Origin of the sequence: Commensalibacter sp. M0268 (assembly GCF_016101925.1) — a bacterium.
Taxonomy (GTDB): Bacteria; Pseudomonadota; Alphaproteobacteria; order Acetobacterales; family Acetobacteraceae; genus Commensalibacter; species Commensalibacter melissae.
Window position 1 is genome coordinate 49,202 of the sequence record NZ_JACFPQ010000002.1, and the last position, 18,139, is coordinate 67,340.

General features: G+C 34.1%; 18 protein-coding genes and 1 pseudogene. 9 read left to right on the plus strand and 10 right to left on the minus strand.

Features of this window, described 5'->3' with window-relative positions:
* The first annotated feature begins 45 nt into the window (after positions 1 to 45).
* From H3R28_RS03640 to H3R28_RS03650, 3 genes are read left to right on the plus strand one after another with little or no spacing between them, the layout of a single operon-like run.
* Positions 46 to 2,049, plus strand: coding sequence for a class I SAM-dependent DNA methyltransferase (locus tag H3R28_RS03640; RefSeq protein ID WP_198209597.1), 2,004 nt, complete (start codon positions 46 to 48; stop codon positions 2,047 to 2,049).
* Complete coding sequence (locus H3R28_RS03645) at positions 2,049 to 3,356, plus strand: restriction endonuclease subunit S (protein ID WP_198209598.1); 1,308 nt, start codon at positions 2,049 to 2,051, stop codon at positions 3,354 to 3,356. The genes H3R28_RS03640 and H3R28_RS03645 overlap by 1 nt, the downstream gene beginning before the upstream one ends.
* Positions 3,353 to 6,637, plus strand: a complete 3,285-nt coding sequence (locus H3R28_RS03650) for a type I restriction endonuclease subunit R (protein ID WP_198209600.1) — start codon at positions 3,353 to 3,355, stop codon at positions 6,635 to 6,637. The genes H3R28_RS03645 and H3R28_RS03650 overlap by 4 nt, the downstream gene beginning before the upstream one ends.
* A 74-nt stretch (positions 6,638 to 6,711) precedes the next feature.
* Here H3R28_RS03650 and H3R28_RS03655 read toward each other — a convergent pair whose 3' ends face one another.
* Both H3R28_RS03655 and H3R28_RS09030 read right to left on the minus strand, forming a co-directional pair.
* Complete coding sequence (locus H3R28_RS03655) at positions 6,712 to 6,975, minus strand: Txe/YoeB family addiction module toxin (protein ID WP_198210030.1); 264 nt, start codon at positions 6,973 to 6,975, stop codon at positions 6,712 to 6,714.
* Positions 6,941 to 7,213 carry a type II toxin-antitoxin system RelB/DinJ family antitoxin gene (locus H3R28_RS09030; protein ID WP_198210032.1) on the minus strand — a complete coding sequence of 91 codons (273 nt, stop codon included), beginning with the start codon at positions 7,211 to 7,213 and terminating at the stop codon, positions 6,941 to 6,943. Before H3R28_RS09030 ends, H3R28_RS03655 begins: the two co-directional genes overlap by 35 nt.
* A gap of 395 nt (positions 7,214 to 7,608) precedes the next feature.
* On the opposite strand from H3R28_RS09030, the pseudogene H3R28_RS09035 reads away from it, so the two are divergent.
* Both H3R28_RS09035 and H3R28_RS03670 read left to right on the plus strand, forming a co-directional pair.
* A pseudogene (locus tag H3R28_RS09035) lies at positions 7,609 to 7,728 on the plus strand (DDE-type integrase/transposase/recombinase); the annotation flags it as partial.
* On the plus strand, positions 7,703 to 8,086 hold the full coding sequence (locus tag H3R28_RS03670; RefSeq protein ID WP_370552898.1) for a DDE-type integrase/transposase/recombinase: 384 nt from the start codon (positions 7,703 to 7,705) through the stop codon (positions 8,084 to 8,086). The pseudogene H3R28_RS09035 and the gene H3R28_RS03670, both read left to right, overlap by 26 nt.
* A gap of 108 nt (positions 8,087 to 8,194) precedes the next feature.
* Here the strand turns inward: H3R28_RS03670 and H3R28_RS03675 are convergent, their stop codons facing one another.
* Together H3R28_RS03675 and H3R28_RS03680 are read right to left on the minus strand one after the other, a co-directional pair.
* A complete protein-coding gene (locus tag H3R28_RS03675; protein WP_198209604.1) occupies positions 8,195 to 9,109 on the minus strand; it encodes a bifunctional enoyl-CoA hydratase/phosphate acetyltransferase in 915 nt (304 codons plus the stop codon).
* Positions 9,110 to 9,112: 3 nt separating this feature from the next.
* A complete protein-coding gene (locus tag H3R28_RS03680) occupies positions 9,113 to 9,634 on the minus strand; it encodes a DUF721 domain-containing protein (protein WP_155565106.1) in 522 nt (173 codons plus the stop codon).
* 3 nt (positions 9,635 to 9,637) lie between these two features.
* Between H3R28_RS03680 and mutY the strand changes: the two genes are divergently transcribed.
* The 3 genes from mutY to H3R28_RS03695 all read left to right on the plus strand — a co-directional run bounded on the left by mutY (position 9,638) and on the right by H3R28_RS03695 (position 12,191).
* Positions 9,638 to 10,699, plus strand: coding sequence for an A/G-specific adenine glycosylase (gene mutY, locus H3R28_RS03685; protein ID WP_198209606.1), 1,062 nt, complete (start codon positions 9,638 to 9,640; stop codon positions 10,697 to 10,699).
* 25 nt (positions 10,700 to 10,724) lie between these two features.
* Entirely contained in the window at positions 10,725 to 11,726 is a 1,002-nt protein-coding gene (gene hemH / locus H3R28_RS03690; RefSeq protein WP_122123248.1) for a ferrochelatase, read from the plus strand.
* Between the two features lie 63 nt (positions 11,727 to 11,789).
* On the plus strand, positions 11,790 to 12,191 hold the full coding sequence (locus H3R28_RS03695; RefSeq protein ID WP_198209608.1) for a POTRA domain-containing protein: 402 nt from the start codon (positions 11,790 to 11,792) through the stop codon (positions 12,189 to 12,191).
* Positions 12,192 to 12,193: 2 nt separating this feature from the next.
* Here the strand turns inward: H3R28_RS03695 and H3R28_RS03700 are convergent, their stop codons facing one another.
* Entirely contained in the window at positions 12,194 to 12,343 is a 150-nt protein-coding gene (locus H3R28_RS03700; protein WP_155565110.1) for a hypothetical protein, read from the minus strand.
* A gap of 56 nt (positions 12,344 to 12,399) precedes the next feature.
* Here H3R28_RS03700 and H3R28_RS03705 point away from each other — a divergent pair, with 56 nt between their 5' ends.
* Positions 12,400 to 12,723, plus strand: a complete 324-nt coding sequence (locus tag H3R28_RS03705; RefSeq protein WP_110438663.1) for a multidrug efflux SMR transporter — start codon at positions 12,400 to 12,402, stop codon at positions 12,721 to 12,723.
* Between the two features lie 59 nt (positions 12,724 to 12,782).
* Here H3R28_RS03705 and H3R28_RS03710 read toward each other — a convergent pair whose 3' ends face one another.
* From H3R28_RS03710 to H3R28_RS03730, 5 genes are all read right to left on the minus strand, one after another.
* Positions 12,783 to 13,778 carry an aldo/keto reductase gene (locus tag H3R28_RS03710; protein WP_198209610.1) on the minus strand — a complete coding sequence of 332 codons (996 nt, stop codon included), beginning with the start codon at positions 13,776 to 13,778 and terminating at the stop codon, positions 12,783 to 12,785.
* A gap of 197 nt (positions 13,779 to 13,975) precedes the next feature.
* Positions 13,976 to 15,058: an AI-2E family transporter gene (locus H3R28_RS03715; RefSeq protein ID WP_155571718.1), complete on the minus strand. Its 1,083-nt coding sequence runs from the start codon at positions 15,056 to 15,058 to the stop codon at positions 13,976 to 13,978.
* Between the two features lie 90 nt (positions 15,059 to 15,148).
* Positions 15,149 to 15,958: an ABC transporter ATP-binding protein gene (locus H3R28_RS03720; RefSeq protein ID WP_198209612.1), complete on the minus strand. Its 810-nt coding sequence runs from the start codon at positions 15,956 to 15,958 to the stop codon at positions 15,149 to 15,151.
* A gap of 10 nt (positions 15,959 to 15,968) precedes the next feature.
* Positions 15,969 to 17,081 (minus strand): glycosyltransferase 61 family protein, encoded by a 1,113-nt coding sequence (locus H3R28_RS03725; RefSeq protein ID WP_198209614.1) that lies wholly within the window; start codon positions 17,079 to 17,081, stop codon positions 15,969 to 15,971.
* Positions 17,082 to 17,124: 43 nt separating this feature from the next.
* Entirely contained in the window at positions 17,125 to 17,952 is an 828-nt protein-coding gene (locus H3R28_RS03730; RefSeq protein WP_198209616.1) for an ABC transporter permease, read from the minus strand.
* Positions 17,953 to 18,139 lie beyond the last annotated feature (187 nt).

Sequence of the window (18,139 nt, forward strand, 5' to 3'; positions counted from 1 at the left end):
ATATTTTAAGCACAAAATTAATTTTCATTATATATGGTTATAAAAATGTCTTCTATACAAAATGGTTCTGATACGACATTAGCAAGTTTTATCTGGAAAAATGCTGATGATCTTTGGGGAGATTTCTCTCACACAGAGTTTGGAAGGATCATTTTACCATTAACCGTATTAAGACGGTTAGAATGTGTTTTAGAACCCACAAAAGACGCTGTTCTTAACAGTTATGACCAATTTAAAGATCAAGGGTTAAATATGGATGATATTTTAACAAATGTCAGTGGCAATCCATTTTTTAATCTTTCTAATTATAATCTTTCTAATTTGGGGGGAACCAAAACTAAAGCCAATCTGGAGGATTATATTGCTAAATTCTCTGATAATGTGCGTGTCATCTTTGAACAATTTGATTTTTCAACAACCATTAATAAACTATCAAAACAAAAATTACTATTGCGTATTTGCAATAACTTTGCTGCGATAGATTTACATCCAAATGTTGTTTCTGATCGTACAATGAGTAATGTCTACGAACATTTAATCGCAAGATTTGGTGCCGAAGTCGGAACGGGGTCAGAAGATTTTATGACCCCTCGTGATATTGTCCATCTAGCAGCAACGTTACTGTTGGATCCTGACAATGAATTGTTTGAGCAAAAACAGGGATTAATTCGCACTATTTATGACCAAACCTGTGGAACAGGTGGGTTTTTAACAGATATGATGAATTATGTAGAAGGTTATAAGGATCGTTATGAGGTTGCTCCTGTATTAATTCCTTATGGTCAAGAGATACAACCAGAAACCCATGCTGTGGCACTTGGATCAATGTTATTAAAAAAACTTGAGACTGATCCCAGTCGTGACCTGTCAAAAAACATTAAATTAGGAAGCACGTTAAGTAACGATCAATTCTCGGGACAGCATTTTCATTATCAATGTTCTAACCCTCCTTTTGGAATGAGCTGGGCAAAAGATGCCAATCTTGTTCAACAAGAACATGATGAAAAAGGATTATTAGGTCGTTTTGGTGCAGGATTGCCTAAAATCAGCGATGGTTCGATGTTATTCCTACAAAACCTTATTTCTAAGTTGGAGTTACCCAATAATGGAGGGGGAAGAGGGGCAATTGTTTTATCTGGATCACCTTTATTTAATGGGGGTGCAGGTTCTGGTGAATCAGAAATAAGACGCTTTATTTTAGAGAATGATTTATTAGAAGCAATCATTGCCTTGCCTACGAATATTTTCTTTAGAACAGGAATTGGCACCTATATTTGGTTAATCTCAAACCGCAAATCTGAACAGCGTAAAGGAAAAGTTCAACTGATTGATGCCACCAATATGGGGGCTTCTATGCGTAAGAATGAAGGGAATAAGAATAAATTTATTGATCAAAATGCAATTGATGACATTACAAGGATTTATGCTGACTTTGAAGAAAGTCCTGTCAGCAAGATTTTTGATTATACGGATTTTGGGTATCGTAAGGTCAAGGTTCTAAGACCCTTACGTATTGATTTACAATTTGATAAGGAAAAACTTGCATTATTTAAAGAAAGTAAAGATTACGGAAAACTTTCTGATGAGGATCAAAAACAACTTTCCGTTTATATTGATCAACAATTGGGTCAAAACAAAGATTACCTTTGGTTTGAGAATGAGTTTTTAAAGAAGATCCCCGTCAAGAAAGTCAATAAAGGGCTTAAAAACGCTTTGATTGCTGCTTTTGGAATAAAAAATCCTGAGGCTGAGATAGTGGAAATTAATAATGTCGTGCAGATGGATAATGATTTAACAGATTATGAAAACATTCCATTAAAACAAGATATCCAAGCCTATATGGAAAAAGAAGTGTTACCCCATGCACCTGATGCTGTGATTGATACAAGCTATATTGATAGCAAAGATAATCAAGTGGGCGTAGTGGGTTATGAGATCAACTTTAATCGTTATTTCTATGTGTTTGAACAACCAAGACATCCCAATGACATCATGGCTGAAATTAAAGAGCTTTCGACAGAAGTGGCAAAACTGTTGGGAGAGATTTAATGGCACAATTCAAAGCCTATCCAAAATATAAAGATAGCGATGTGGAATGGTTGGGCGAAGTGCCTGAGCATTGGGAAACTGTTAGAACAAAATATATTTTTGATTATCGACAAGAATTTGCTTTGGAAAATGATGAGATTATTACGGCATTTCGTGATGGACAAGTAACTTTGCGAAAGAATAGACGTACAGATGGTTTTACAAATTCATTAAAAGAACATGGATACCAACATATTCATAAAGGCGATTTGGTTATTCATGAGATGGATGCTTTTGCTGGTGCAATAGGTGTGTCTGATTCTAGTGGCAAATCAACACCTGTTTATACGGTTTGTTTTTCAAAAAATAATCAAATAAATCATTATTTTTATGCTGATTTTTTTAGAGTTATGGCTAGAGTTGGATTTATAAATAGTTTAGCCAAGGGCATTCGTGTGCGTTCTACTGAGTTTAGATGGCATACATCAAGAAATGTTTATTTGGTTTTTCTACCACTATCAGAACAAACCCAAATAGCTAATTACCTAGATAAAGAAACAGCCAAGATTGATACCTTGATTGCCAAGCAAGAGAAGTTAATTGAACTATTGGAAGAACAGCGTAAATCTATTATTTCTCATGTCGTGACTAAAGGGCTGGATCCTAATGCACCCATGAAAAATAGTGGTATAGAGTGGCTAGGAGAAGTGCCTGCGCATTGGGGATTAAAACCAATAAAGCATTTTTCAAAAATTAATAGATTATCTTTAACTGAAAATACAAATTTATTTTTAGAAATAGATTATGTTGATATAGGAAGCGTTTCTTTGAATAAGGGTATAGAAAAAGTTGAAAAATTCTTATTTAAGGATGCTCCCTCACGAGCAAGACGAATTATAAAAAATCATGATATTATTATCTCAACTGTTAGAACATATTTAAAAGCTATTGCATACATTGAAAACCCTTCTAAAAACTTAGTTTGTTCAACAGGTTTTGCTGTAATAACTCCTATTAAATCAATAATAAATCCTTTTTATACTAAATATGCTTTTCTTTCTGACCAGTTTATCACAGAGGTAATTGTAAAATCTAAGGGAATTAGTTATCCAGCAATTACATCGAGCGAATTAGCAGATATAAAAATTCCATTACCATCTATATCAGAACAAAATCAGATAGCTAGTTATCTAGACAAAGAAACAGGCAAGATTGATGCCATGATTGAAAAACAAAACCTTTTAATTGAGAAATTAAAGGAATATCGTGCTTCGGTTATTTCTCATGCGGTAACAGGTAAGATTGATGTAAGGGAGTTGGTGGCATGAGTATGTTATCAGATCAAGATCATTACGAAAAACATCTTGAAAGCTATATTGTCAATAAACTGCAAGCAAATGGTTGGGTTGTTGGTCAAAGCAATCACTATCATATGGAGTATGCACTTTATCCAGAGGATTTATTTGCATGGATCAAAGCAAGCCAACCCCAAAAATGGCAAAAACTATCTGACTTAAATGGTGCAAATACTGAAAAAATCATTTTAGATCGTTTGGATACAGAGTTAAATGCAAAAGGCACAATGAAAGTCTTTCGTGAGGGATTTAAGATTGCAGGGGCAGGAACCATTGACATCAGCGAAAGTGCCCCTGAGGATCAGCGTAACCAAACCGTAATTGATAAATACCAGGCCAATATTTTGCGGGTTGTGCCACAGTTAAAATACCATCCCTCAAAAGATTCAGGAATTATAGATCTTGTTTTCTTTATTAACGGCTTACCAATGGCAACGGTTGAGATTAAAACAGAATTTAATCAAACCATAGAGGATGCGATTTGGCAGTATAAGAATGATCGTCAGCCCATTGATCCCAAAACAAAACGTAAAGAACCGTTACTTACCAAAGGACGTGGCGCAATTGTTCATTTTGCTTTAACAGAATCTTTAATCTTTATGACCACAGAATTATGTGGAGAAAGCACATTTTTCTTACCTTTTAATAGAGGTAATCATGGTCATGCAGGCAACCAACCAGCAGAGACGGATAAAGGTGAAGATTATCCCATCGCTTATTTCTGGGATTATATTCTCAAAAGGGACTATTGGTTAAGTATATTTCATCATTTTGTTTACATTGAAACGAAGAATAAAGTTGATTTATTTAATAATTGGAAAAAGCAGGAACGGTTAATTTTTCCTCGTTATCATCAGTTTGATGCGGTCAATAAAATAATTGCTGATGTTAAACAAAATGGTGTTGGATTAAACTATTTATGTGAGCATAGTGCAGGTTCTGGGAAAACTTCAACAATATCTTGGTTATGTCATTCGCTTATTCGTCTGCGTGAAAAGAATGGAACCCCTTTTTATAATTCAGTGATTGTTGTTACTGATAGAACAGTTCTTGATAATCAATTACAAGAGGCTATTCAACAAATTGACCATCAACAGGGCTTAATTGCAGCAATTAATCGAGACAGTAAAGAACAGGCAGGAAAGTCTAAAAGCAAACAGCTTGAAAAAGCGTTATTATCTGATAAACCGATTATTATTGTCACTATCCAAACTTTTCCCCATGTTATGGAAGCCATTTTAACAAACACAAGTTTGAGTGATCGTAACTATGGCATTGTGATTGATGAAGCGCATACCTCACAAACAGGGGCAACCGCATCAAAATTACAAGCAACGCTTGCCCTTAAATCTGAAAAGGATATGGAATCTTTAACGATTGAAGAATTATTAGAGAAAATCCAACAATCCAGAGTGCAATCTAAATCTATTAGTCATTTTGCATTTACAGCAACGCCCAAACATTCTACCAAAATGTTATTTGGTCGCACTAAAAATGGTCAGCCAGCAACAGACACAAATCTTCCTCAATCATTCCATTTATATACACAGCGTCAAGCTATTGAAGAAGGGTTTATCTTAGACGTACTAAAAGGATATGTTTCTTATCAAACAGCATATCGACTAGGAGGGGATGCTATTGATGATGATAAACGTATTGATAGTAAAGCTGCAAAAAAAGCCCTTGCAAAATGGATGAGCTTACATGCGACGAATGTAACGCAAAAAGTAAAATTTATCATTGAACATTTTCATAATAATGTTGCAAATCTATTAAATGGGCAAGCAAAAGCAATGATTGTGACAAGCTCACGCCCAGCAGCAGCACGGTATAAACTCGCTTTAGATAAATATATCCAAGATAATCCAGAATATAGTCAATATCATGTGTTGGTTGCGTTTTCTGGTAGTTTAACAGGAAAGCAAATTAGTCATGATGATGATGGGGAAGTGCAAGGTGGAGAAATTTTTAATATAGGGGGGGAAGATGCAGAATTTACAGAAGCAAGTATGAATCTCAATATTCCTAATTCAGATTTAAGAGTTACTTTTGATCGTCCTGAATATCGCTTGATGGTTGTTGCAAATAAATTGCAAACAGGCTTTGATCAACCAAAACTCTGTGCCATGTATCTTGATAAGAAAATTGCAAATGAAGTTGAGGTGGTTCAGACTTTATCCCGTTTAAATCGCACAACAACAGGTAAGGATCAAATCTATATCATAGATTTTGTTAATGATGCTGAGTGGATAGAAAAGTGTTTTAAAAAATATGATAGTGGGGCAGAAATACTTAATATCCAAGATCCAAATATTGTTTATACAATTAAGGATCACTTGGATGAGGTTAATCTTTATACCAAAGACGATCTAGAAAAATTTAAAATTGCACGGTTTAAAACAATAAAAGATATTAATAACAATAATTTTTTTGCCATTAAACATCCTGATTTATTTAAATCGACAGATCATATTGTACGTTTATATAATGAAAGACTGAAAAAACTTAAAGAAGATATAGCTTTTTTAAGGGATGAGTTTGACAATGCTGTTAAAGAGGGCAATAAGGATGGTGCTGATAAAGCGGAGTTCGAACGAAAATCATTAGATGTAGAGTTGCAAAAGTTAACAGATTTCAAAAGTAATTTAGGTAAATTTGGACGTATTTATACTTACGTTGCTCAGTTAATTGATTTTGGTGATCCTGCATTAGAAAACTTTGCAGCCTTTAGTAAATTAGTTGCTAAACGTTTAAATGGTCTTGGAGTGCAAGAGGTTGATATCTCAGGATTAGTGTTAACAGGGTATGGTATTTTTAAAAATACAAAAGAAGATCCTACGGAAGATGAAAAAGATCAATCTTCACCATTGGTGCCGATCATATCGAATAACAATAAAGAAAAGCAACCTTCAAATCTGATATACCTGAAAGAAATTATAGATAAAATTTCTGCTATTTTTGGAGATATATCAACGAGTGCAGAGCATATTATTTTTATCAACCATTTAATCTCTATTGTGCGTAAAGATAGTGTTGTAATGGCTCAAATTAAAAATAATAGCGAAGAGACAGCATTAAAAGGTAATTTACAAACCTCTGTAAAGAATGCTGTTTTTACAGCATTTATATCTCATCAACAAGCTGCCTCATTATTGTTAAAAGATAAGCAGGCTATGAGTGATTTTACCAAGTTATTATATTCATTATTGAAAGATGATATAAACTTAAATCTAAAAGATTTAAATATATTATAAAACAAAGTCACAATTTTATAATTAATTGGCGATGCTATAAATCCATCGTCTTATTTATTGTTGATAAAACAATATTATGTATCATAATAGTGCCCTTTACATTGGATGATCTGACATTGATTATCAATAATTTGATCCACTAGTCTATGTTTATCATTAATACGACAGCTCCAATATCCTGATAAATTATTCTTGAGAGCTTCTGGCTTTTCTATGTCTTCATATGGATGACGAAATATATCTTTTAAAAGCTCATTAATTTTTTTAGTGATTTTCTTATTTTGAGTTTGCCAATCAATATATTCATTCCAACTTTGTGTCGTAAAAGCAAAATTTATTTTTCATAGCCTGTAAACCTTTTAATGATTTTTGAATAAGCTTACCTTTATTTAATTGTTGCATTGAATCCATCAAAGCTATTTTATTATGTGTCATATAAAATGGATCTAACTCAGGTTTAAAAGGTAATCTATGATTATGAACTATTTGCTTTAAAAACACTCTGACCGCTGTTGTAAATTCAATCCCTAAATCTTGTGCGATTTGTTGGGTTTGGTTTCTAAAATCATCATCTATTTAAATTTGTAAATTAGCCATTTTTATGTGCATGATAATTTCTTTTAAAGAACGTCTACTTAATTAAAAATAGAATTTAGTTTATAAACTATTTAATTAAACGAGTTTACGTAAATTCTTCATATCGTATAAGTTTTTAGATAACTCTCACTTACTATTTAATTGAGTATTGGTTGTTCCATAGACTTTTTTATCTTCACGTTTTCCCACAGCAATAACTAAAATTACAATTTCTGGTTATGTCGCAAATTTAGAGTATGGATTTTAATCTGTTATAGATATGAATTAAATATTCATGTTTAAGAACGATTTATGTCTATTGAATTAATAAGGAAGTTTATATTAAGATCTAAAGATGATTTTAAAGACCGTCATTTTAATAGGTTGATGAGACTTATATTAAAGTAAAAGGTCAGTGGAAGTATCTATACAGAGCTATTGATAAAGATGGCACTGCGATTGACTTTTTGCTAACTGCCAAGAGAATATATCAAAGCAGCTCAGCGTTTCTTTAGAAAAGCCTTTAAAGAAGATAGTATGTTCGTTCCAACCTATATAAGCACAGATAAAGCATTAACTTTTCCAAAAACCATACAAACCATGAAGAATAAGAATATACTCCCTGATCATTGCTTTCATGAAACAAAGAAATTCTTACAACGGGGAATAGAAAATGATCATTTCAGATTAAAGAGGGTTATTCCAAAAAATGGATGTTTTCAGTCTTTCCATACGGCAAGAAAAACGCCCAGAGGATATGAGGCCATTCTCTGGATAAAAAAAGAATTGGGCTTTAAAGGAAAATGGATAATCAATGAACAAATAAATTTCATTCAAAATATGTTCGGATTAAATAATAAGATACCTGTCTAAGTCAGATCACTTTACGGATATCTACACCTTAAAATATTATTGGCGATAAAAATCTTGAATTAGGGATCATATTAGAAGGCAGTGATAAAACTGCCTTAGGAATTTTGATTAATGAGTTAAACTATGATGATAGGATAATTTTGCCATAGCACAGGAAACAAGACGACTATCCAAACTGCTGGCACGACTGGTTAAAATGATTGGGGCCTTCGCACCTAGTACTATTCCAGCACTGTCTGCCTGTCCAATGAATGATAGAGATTTGAAAAAAATGTTTCCTGCCTCTAGATTGGGAACAACCAGAATTTGGGCCTTTCCAGTTACGGGTGTATCAAGACCTTTCATCGCCGCTGCCTCAGGGCTGATGGCATTATCTAATGCAAGAGGTCCATCAATAATACCATTAACAATTTGTTTTCGATCTGCCATTTTGCACAAGGCTGCGGCTTCAAGAGTAGAACTAATATCTGGATTTACCATTTCTACGGCTGAAAGAATTGCAACCTTGGGAACGCCATATCCTAAAGCATGATGCAGATCTATGGCATTTTGAATAATATGCATTTTAGTGACAAGATCCGGTGCAATATTAATGGCTGCATCTGTAATCATGTAAGGGGTATGCCAATTGGGACCATCCATTAGGAAAACATGGGTAATGCGTTTACCTGTTCTTAAACCGGTCTCTTTATTGATTACAGCTTTCAAGAGAATGTCCGTATGCAGACTGCCTTTCATCAATAAATGCGCTTTTTGCTCGCGAATTAATTTTACACTATGTGTGGCGGCCTCAGATTCTGAAGATGCCTCAATAATTTGATGGTTTTTCAGATCCAATCTATATTGTTCGGCGATAAGCTTGATTTGTTTTTTGGGACCAACAAAAATTGGGGTGAGTAAACCAAGTTCAAAGGCTTCAAGCCCTGATTCGATAGCAGTTGCTTCGCATGGATAACATACAGCACAATAAGGTGGGGATTTATCCTTTGCTTTTTCAATAATTTTTTGATGATGGTTATACATGGATCAATTTTTTCCTTTCTTTTTTATTTGTATGTGCCCCCCCAATCGTGACAGTGCGTTTTGAAGGGGACCAGGCGGTAATATCGGAATTTCTACAGGTTCCACCAAAGATGAATGATTTATAGATTTTGTCAAAGGGTAAGTGTTGTATCGTTGGTAAACAAATTTTAAACGAGCCACAATTTTCTGGCCAAAATAAAGATTGATTTTTTCAATAAGACGTTCAGAAAAATATTGAAGTTCGGTTGCTGTTGTATTAGAACATGCAATGGTTAACGTCCCGTTGGCTAAGTGACGTGGAGATGTTCTATTGCCGTATATAGGGCCGATAATATCGACCCAATTAATGCTGATCTGACTGTGGGCAAGGGATTTTTGGCGAAAAGCCTGTTTCGTAAGGCTATGAACAGTACCGCCAATTTGACTCATTGTAAAGGTGCGCCTGTCAGGATGTCGAGAATTCTGTTCTTTTGAAGTTTGTGATAAATTGCGTTTTTTTTGGTTTTGTTTGGGAATATTTGTCATTTTATGTCAAAACAGGGTTTTTGTGCGCAGTCATTATTAGAATGGTATGATCATAATCGGCGAGATCTTCCTTGGCGAGCAAAAAAAGATGAAAAACCAAATCCTTATTATGTGCTGTTAAGTGAAATTATGCTTCAGCAAACCCAAGTTGCAACGGTTATTCCATATTTTTACCGTTTTATAGAACATTTTCCAACTATTAATATTCTGGCAAATGCAGATCGTGATACGATCATGTCACTATGGACTGGACTGGGATATTATAGTCGAGCCAGGAATTTGCACCGTTGTGCTCAGGAAATTATGCGTAAAAATGGCGAAGTTCCTGATACGGTCAAGGAACTAAAGGCTTTATCAGGTGTTGGAAATTACACAGCGGCAGCGATAGCGTCAATTGCCTATAATGTTCCTGTAGTGCCAATTGATGGTAATGTCGAACGTCTGACAGCACGTTTATTTACTATCGACGCAGAGTTACCAAAAGCAAAAAAATATCTTGATGAAAAAGCTGGTCATTTAAATGATGATCTTATAGCTAAACAAAGAGCCGGTGATTTTTCCCAAGCGTTATTTGATGTGGGAGCAACAATTTGCAAACCAAAAAAACCTTCCTGTTTATCATGCCCTTTGTCTAGACAATGTTTGGGATATAAAAAGGGAATAGCTGAAACATTGCCAAGAAAGGTTGTAAAATCTTCAAGACCTGTAAGATATGGAATTGCTTTTTTTATTCAGGATCGGGAAGGCAGGATTTTATTTAGGAAACGTTCAGCAAAGGGATTGCTGGGCGGAACCTTGGAATTGCCAGGCACTCAATGGGATTTAAAGCCAATATCACTGGATAATGCAAAAGAAAGCGTTGGGGTGAAAGGATTATTTGAGGACAAAGGTTGCATTAAACATGTTTTTACACATTTTGTGCTTAAATTAAGACTTTATAAAAGAATAGAAAAAATTGATTTATCGTTTAGAAATCGAGATGAGTTATGGTATGATTTCGATGACATACAATTTCTTCCATTTTCTTCATTGATGAAAAAACTTGTTCAACTGGGCTTTGATTGATACATAAATACAGGTGGTTTTAAATATGCAAACTGTCGTAAGCCCGAAAAAAATTGGGATTTTATTGGTTAATCTGGGAACACCGGAAGCAGCGTCTTATGGCGCAATACGACGTTATTTATCAGAGTTTCTCTCGGATCGACGTGTTATAGAAATGAATCCTTTGATTTGGCAACCTATTTTACAGGGGATCATTCTAACAGTTCGACCATTCCGGATTGTAAAACCTTACCGAATGATTTGGGATAACCAAGAAAATAAAAGTCCATTAAGTGTGATTACAGAACGTCAAATTCAAAAGTTGCAATCACGGTTCAAGAACAAACCTGTATTAATTGATTGGGCAATGTCATATGGAAAACCATCCATTGAGCAAAAAATCAGTCATTTCTTAAAAAAACAATTTTATCATTTATTTCTCTTGCCCTTATACCCGCAATACAGTGCGACAACCACGGCAAGTGTCAATGATAAGCTATTTAGAATTTTGCAGAAATATCGCAAACAACCTGCAATACGCACGATGTTTTCGTTTGCGGATCATCCAGTTTATATTCAAGCTTTATATAAACAAATTGAAACGACCTTAAACTCATTATCCGAACAACCCGAACGTATAATTTTATCTTTTCATGGTCTGCCGCAAACCTATGTCGATAGAGGAGACCCCTATGAACAGGAATGTCAAAAGACCGCCACGGCATTGCGAAAAATGATGAATAAAGATGAGCGATATATGCCGTTGGTTTATCAGTCCCGTTTTGGGCCCGGCAAGTGGCTAGAACCTAATATCACTGATGTTATTAAAAAACTTGTCACGGAAGGTGTAAGAAATATAGCGGTTATGGCGCCTGGTTTTATAACAGATTGTCTTGAGACAATTGAAGAAATCGGTCATCAATATAAAGCTTTATTTTTAAAAGAAGGAGGTAAAAAATTCATTTATATCCCCTGTCTAAACGATGGGGAAATAGGAATTGATATGCTTGAGGGCTTGATTAATGAAGAATTGCGGGGGTGGATTTAAATATCTGATTATTTTGATGAAATATTGAAATAAATGATTTTAGCTTAAGGAATGAGAAAGATTATGCAAAATATATATAGAATACGCAATAAATTTTATTATTTGTTTATTATAGGTTTCAGTTTTATTTTACCATCAACAAATGTTTCGGCTTTGGTTGAGCATCAGAAAATCTCTATAAAAACTATTTCTTCAATTGTATCTCACCCTGACAAATCAGATAACGACAACCCTGTTATAGATTCAATTTTATTAACCGGAAATAAAAAAATAAGTTCTGAAAAATTATTACATGTTATTCCACTTCATCAAAGAAGTAATGTAAATGAAACAAAAATAATGCAATCAATGTTTAAAATTGCGAAAGAATATAAAAAAGCAAATATAAAAGTAACAATAACACCAATTATTGGTAAGGTTATTAATAATCATACATCTATTCAATTTGATATTCACGAAAAATAATATTAAAATTGATTGAATTCATTTGTATCTTGGGAAATTCGTTCTTCAACTGTTTTTTTGGTTTTTAATGTGGAGCCGATAATTTTCAATATAAATAAAATCAACAGGCCAATGATAATGTCAATAATAATCATAGTGCCAAAAATACCCATAATCTTCCTCCTTTAAAAAATCTAATTTATTATATGTTGAAATGGTTTGATTGTTAATGCCTTATTTATATTTAACAATGGCTATCTGTATTGAAATTATTGCGACAAGCAGTTTAAAAGCATCAAATGGTTTTACAAATTTGGGATTTACGATTGTTTCCCTGATAGGATATGCCATATCATTTTATTCATTATCGATCGCATTAAGGATCATTCCTGTTGGAATAGCCTATGCAATTTGGTCTGGGGTGGGAACAGTAGGAATTTGCATGATTGGATGGGTGATTTACCAACAAAAATTAACTATGACTTCAATTATGGGAATATTATTTATAATTATAGGAGTTTTGATTATTAATTTAGGACAAAATTCTCATTAGGAATTAATTGGAAGCGTTGATTCCATTTAATGATTATAGAATAAACGCCCCAATTTATTTTATCGGCTTGGTGGAGCCATAAAAGAAGGTTCTATATTTTTCTTAATATGTTTGGCAAGAATTTCATCAAGTTCTTTATAGTCCTCTTTTGTCAATTGCCAGCCCAAGGCATCTTGAACACCATTTATCTGTTGGGGTTTTCTAGCTCCCCAAAGTGCAATATTGCCTTTATAACGATCAATGACCCAGCGAACAGCCAAGGCTAGCAAACTTTTATTGTAGTTTTTTTGTGCATATTCTTCCAAATCTCTAGTCGCTGCCAAATAATGTTCGAAAAGGGGTGGTTGAAATTTAGGATCAGATTTTCTCAAATCATCCCCCGTGAATTTAGTGTCTTTGTTCATTTTTCCACTTAACAAGCCACGGCAAATTGAACCGTAACAAAGGGTGGCTAATTTATGTTTTTCTGCGCAAGGAAGAATATCATTCTCGATACTTCTTTCGAACATGTTATATGGAGGTTGAATAGCGGCCAAATTGGCATATTGGCTGAATTCTTCAATTTGTTTGGTTGAAAAATTGCTGACACCGATTGCTTTGATCTTACCCTCTTTTCTCAATTTTTCCATAGCCTGTGCCGTTTCTTTAATTGGGGTTTTATCATCTGGCCAATGAATTTGATAAAGGTCAATATAATCTGTATTCAGTCTGCGTAAAGAATCCTCAATTTCTTTTTGAATACGTTTTGGGCTGGAATCTCTAAACATTTTACCAGAATTATCCCAATTTAATCCGACTTTAGTGGCCAATACAATATTATCTCTTTTCCCTTTTAAGGCTTTACCTACGACTTCTTCTGCATGGCCAAAACCGTAAACTGGCGCTGTATCAATCATATTGATACCATTGTCTAGTGCTGCATGAATGGTTTTGATAGCATTGTCGTCATCGGGTCCTCCCCATGATGATCCGCCGATTGCCCATGTTCCTAGAGCAATTCGAACGATTGTTTTATCAATATTGTGGATTTTGATTGTGTCGTGTTGATTAGTCATGATCCCTCCTTATAAGACTTAAATATTAATATCAATAATAAGTTTATCATGATTTATATTTTGCGCGTAATTATTATTTAAATATTAGTAGTAAAGATATTAATACTTAATTTTTCATTAATCCATATAAATGAATATTTAGTAATAATAGTAGTAAATAAAATTTTTATTTATGCTTCTACAGTTTTATTGCTGAATCATTCAATGGGGGGCAGTTCTTCATCTGATTTCAGTTTCGGAGTACTGGCATCCATAATGGCTAGTATTGCAGCTGTCAGAGGTGAAGCAAGGATCAGTCCTGGCATGCCTAAAATTGTACCAAAAACAGTTTGAGATAAGATAGTGATAGCAGGAGGCATTTTTACAGTATGTTTTTGGATAAGAGGTGATAAGACATTTCCTTCTAAAAACTGGATGATACAATATAAGATTATGACTAATATACCTTCTTTATTCCCTTGAGAAAAACCAATTAAAACAGCAGGAACAGCCCCTATGATTGCTCCGATATAAGGGATAAAATTCGCCATGCCGGCAACAAAACCCAATGCAAGGGCCAGGGGTACCCCAATAATGCTTAAACCAATGAAAGAGCAAATCCCGACGACTAGCATGTCCAGAGATTGTCCAGCTGTCCAGGACCATAAGGCATGTCCGCCAACCATTAATAACTTACGGATTTTTGGACGTTGACGACCTGGGAAAAGACGGAGTAGGCCATTACCGTATAAATTTGGTGAGGCAGCAAAATATAAACCCGCTATGAATACAACAAATATGGTGCCAAGAACCCCAAATACAGATGTAATGAAACCGGTCATTGAACCTGCAATTCTAGAGCCAAGGGTAAAATGAGCATTGCTATTATTAGAACCCCCGCCAATAGAATTGGGAAGATAATTCATAATCATGTCTCCCAAGGGATTATTATGCAAACGATCCCTGAAAGTCCCGACTTGAGTTCCAAGAGCATGTTTTAATTTGATAATTTGTTCATTAATCTGCGGTCCGCTGGTTAGGATGACTGCACTAATAATGCCAACAATTAAAATTAAAACTATGGTCAGAGCTAGCCAGTGGGGAAGATGTGTATGTTTGCGAACGATCGTTGCAAGTCCCTTCAGAATTATGGCGGTTAGTGTTGCCGCAAAAATAATCATCATCAAATCGCCAATAAGCCAGACTGCTATAACCCCTACGGTCAGCAAGATGACAATTTGAAGAAGGGAATAGAGCTGTTCCTGTTGGGTTGGTTGTTCTGAATTAGAATTAGGAGACATTTTATTATATATTTATAATATTATGAATATGATCCATCATGCGATGATTGTTGTGATAATTCAATAGTTAAATAATATCATGTTGAGTTTTTAGAAAGAATTTTCACGCATGCTTTTTTCATAATGGCTGACTGTCTCTTCCACTGATCCGTCAGCGTATATTTCTCCAGCTTTTAGCCATATTACACGGGTACACCATTGCCTGATGATTGGCATGGAATGTGTTGTTAAAACAACAATTTCTGCCTTATTGATTATATTTTCCAATCGTTGTCTTGCTTTACCCTGAAAATTGTTATCTCCAGCCATGAACCATTCATCCATTAGCAAAATATCTGGGGTTACAGATGTTGCCAGACCAAAGCTTAATCGCATCATCATACCTGCAGAATATGTCTTGATTGGCAAATCGAGAAATTCATGTAATTGTGCGAATTCCTCAACATCTTTTTCCAGGGCTTTGATCTGTTCATTATTGTATTTAAGACGTTTACCCCTTAAATAAATATTTTCCCTACCAGAGAGGATACGGTTCATGCCAGCATTTGTATCCAATAAAGATTCTATTTTACCGTTAGTAATGATTTTTCCAGAATTGGGTTCGTATATTCCAGTGATTGCACGGAGCAGGGTTGATTTTCCTGCCCCATTGTGGCCTATCAATCCAACACGCTCTCCCGCTTTTATTGATAGATTGATATTTCGCAATGCTTGAACCGTTATACGGTTAGCATTGTCAACCAGAATATCAGCACCTGTTTTCTGGTTTAAGGATTGTTGCTTAGAGATGAACTTTCCTGCCTTAGAAAATAATGTTTTTTTTAAGGAACGATGATTGCTATGATAAAGAGGGAATTGTAATGAAAGTTCCTCTAATTTTATAAAACTTGATTGATTCATTGATTGGATTTTATAACGCTCTTACATTACGAACAGTATTTTTAAAAAATTCTATATTGATATTTTCTTTTAGCATGTCAATAAAGCAGTAGTTGATATTGTTTGTGGAGGCTATTAAAAAAGGCCAGCATGATATGCTGGATTTATTTTTGTTAAAAGAGGTCAATTCCAATAAGGTTGTGTCTTTTTGACAGAAATATAGATTAATCAGTTCAGGACAATGTGGGGCTATGATAAATTCAGCCTGTGAAAAAAGTGCGATTTGTGATTCCCAGTCCATATTCTCTAAATGGATAATGGGTAAATTCAATTCATTACAAGCCTGGGTCAAGATTGATTGAAAATGATCAAAAAAACAGGATTGATTTTTCTGGTTCGTTGCAATCAAGAAATTTGTGGGAAGGTTATTTTTATATCGGGAATTTTTGTTAATGAAATTGAAGATTTTTCTAGTGTCATGAAAATTGAAATAATCGTAAGGATAATGACTGTTTGGATGGAATAATGCTAGTTTTTTCGCTTTATATATACCGTCCTTCAAAAATATTGTACGAGAGTTTAGCTTAGCTTTTTCTAATGTGTTATCATATAATTCACGAGATATTGAATTACCAATGAATATATTATTGTTTCTATATTCAGGAATGGCAATTTTCATTGTTGTAGGTGTATATAAATTTGCCAGATAAGATTTTGACAGACAATATCCCATCCAGTGGTCGTATTGCATCCATTTGGGATCAAAAGCGAGAAAAATTTCTTCTAATAATTGTGCATCATTCAAATCAATCTCTATTTGATCTAAAGACTGATTTTTACAAAAATGAAGAGTTTCATCAATTAATTGTAGATCATTTGTTATAACTACACCATCGAATCCCTCTTGAACAATAAAATAAGCATTTTCAAGAATTGATAAAAAGAGATTTCCTTCAGGGTTATAGGTTAGAATATCATTTAAATTGTTATTGTGCGGATCAATCTCAAATCCTAAATCATTTAAATTTTGCCCTTCGTAAGCCGGGATCAAGGGATGACGCAAACGTTTTGAATGATTAACTGAGCTTTTCAATATGCCAGGCGGGCGAAAAGTAAAAATAGAACAATTTTCTTTAATATTCATGGTTCAATCGCTTTGTATATCTTATAAATAAATAGTTTAAATTTTATATCCAAAAAGCCAGCCTTGTTCTCGACCGTATAAACATTATCCAAGCAAGTCCCCATAATACAAAACTATAAACTAAAGCACTTAGATAAACAGAAATGGTAGGGATTTCACCTAGAATAGGTCCCTTGATGATCTGCATCGTGCTGTATATTGGATTAAGCAAAAGTAATGATTGAAAATTATGAATCTGAGATGGCATCCACATGATCGGGGTAATATAATATACGATTTGTATCAGACTGTTGATTATTTGTGGAATGTCCCGAAAACGTGCACAAATACTTCCCAGTAAAATACTGATGGCGAGACTATTGATAATCCAAATAATAAATCCTGGTATGGATAATAAAATAATCGTCCCAGGCCATTTATGATAATAAATAAATACAAGAAAGGGAGTAATGCAGTTTAAAAGGGTAATCAGAAAATTCCTGATAACAGTACGGATTGCTTGCAAGAAAAAAGGAAGCTTTAATGAGTGGATGAAAGTATCTGTTTGTAGAAAGCATTGACATGCATCAACAATCATATTGGCAATACCATTTTGCCAAAAAATTAGGGAAAAAGAAAGATAAGGTAGGTAGGTTTCTGTATGGATTTTAAATAGGGAACCGTATATGAGACCAATTGCCAACATCATCGTCGCTGATGAGAATGTCATCCATATAGGCCCTAAAAGGGAACCCTTATAACGTAACTTGATATCTAGCCATGCCATTGAATAAGCCAGTTTCCACAATTTTAAACTTTCTTTGATATCGATCCAACATTGTAAATGTCGATAATAAAAATTCTGATTACTGGTTCGTATTTGCGTGGACATTTTAAAGATTAGACATCAATTCTTGTTGAAATAAAATATTTAGTCATGGTTTATCACAAAGAATAAAATATACACAAATTATTCTTCAAAAAATGACGGGGATTTTTTTATTCTTATACTTTTAATAATAAGTTTTCTTACTCTATTGTAAATAAATGCTTTATAATGTACACCTTAGATAGAATTC

Coding starts and splice junctions, on each gene's coding strand:
- H3R28_RS03640 (WP_198209597.1), top strand. CDS start 46: ATGTCTTCTATACAAAATGGTTCTGATACGACATTAGCAAGTTTTATC.
- H3R28_RS03645 (WP_198209598.1), top strand. CDS start 2,049: ATGGCACAATTCAAAGCCTATCCAAAATATAAAGATAGCGATGTGGAA.
- H3R28_RS03650 (WP_198209600.1), top strand. CDS start 3,353: ATGAGTATGTTATCAGATCAAGATCATTACGAAAAACATCTTGAAAGC.
- H3R28_RS03675 (WP_198209604.1), bottom strand. CDS start 9,109: ATGTATAACCATCATCAAAAAATTATTGAAAAAGCAAAGGATAAATCC.
- H3R28_RS03680 (WP_155565106.1), bottom strand. CDS start 9,634: ATGACAAATATTCCCAAACAAAACCAAAAAAAACGCAATTTATCACAA.
- mutY (WP_198209606.1), top strand. CDS start 9,638: ATGTCAAAACAGGGTTTTTGTGCGCAGTCATTATTAGAATGGTATGAT.
- hemH (WP_122123248.1), top strand. CDS start 10,725: ATGCAAACTGTCGTAAGCCCGAAAAAAATTGGGATTTTATTGGTTAAT.
- H3R28_RS03695 (WP_198209608.1), top strand. CDS start 11,790: ATGCAAAATATATATAGAATACGCAATAAATTTTATTATTTGTTTATT.
- H3R28_RS03700 (WP_155565110.1), bottom strand. CDS start 12,343: ATGGGTATTTTTGGCACTATGATTATTATTGACATTATCATTGGCCTG.
- H3R28_RS03705 (WP_110438663.1), top strand. CDS start 12,400: ATGCCTTATTTATATTTAACAATGGCTATCTGTATTGAAATTATTGCG.
- H3R28_RS03710 (WP_198209610.1), bottom strand. CDS start 13,778: ATGACTAATCAACACGACACAATCAAAATCCACAATATTGATAAAACA.
- H3R28_RS03715 (WP_155571718.1), bottom strand. CDS start 15,058: ATGTCTCCTAATTCTAATTCAGAACAACCAACCCAACAGGAACAGCTC.
- H3R28_RS03720 (WP_198209612.1), bottom strand. CDS start 15,958: ATGAATCAATCAAGTTTTATAAAATTAGAGGAACTTTCATTACAATTC.
- H3R28_RS03725 (WP_198209614.1), bottom strand. CDS start 17,081: ATGAATATTAAAGAAAATTGTTCTATTTTTACTTTTCGCCCGCCTGGC.
- H3R28_RS03730 (WP_198209616.1), bottom strand. CDS start 17,952: ATGTCCACGCAAATACGAACCAGTAATCAGAATTTTTATTATCGACAT.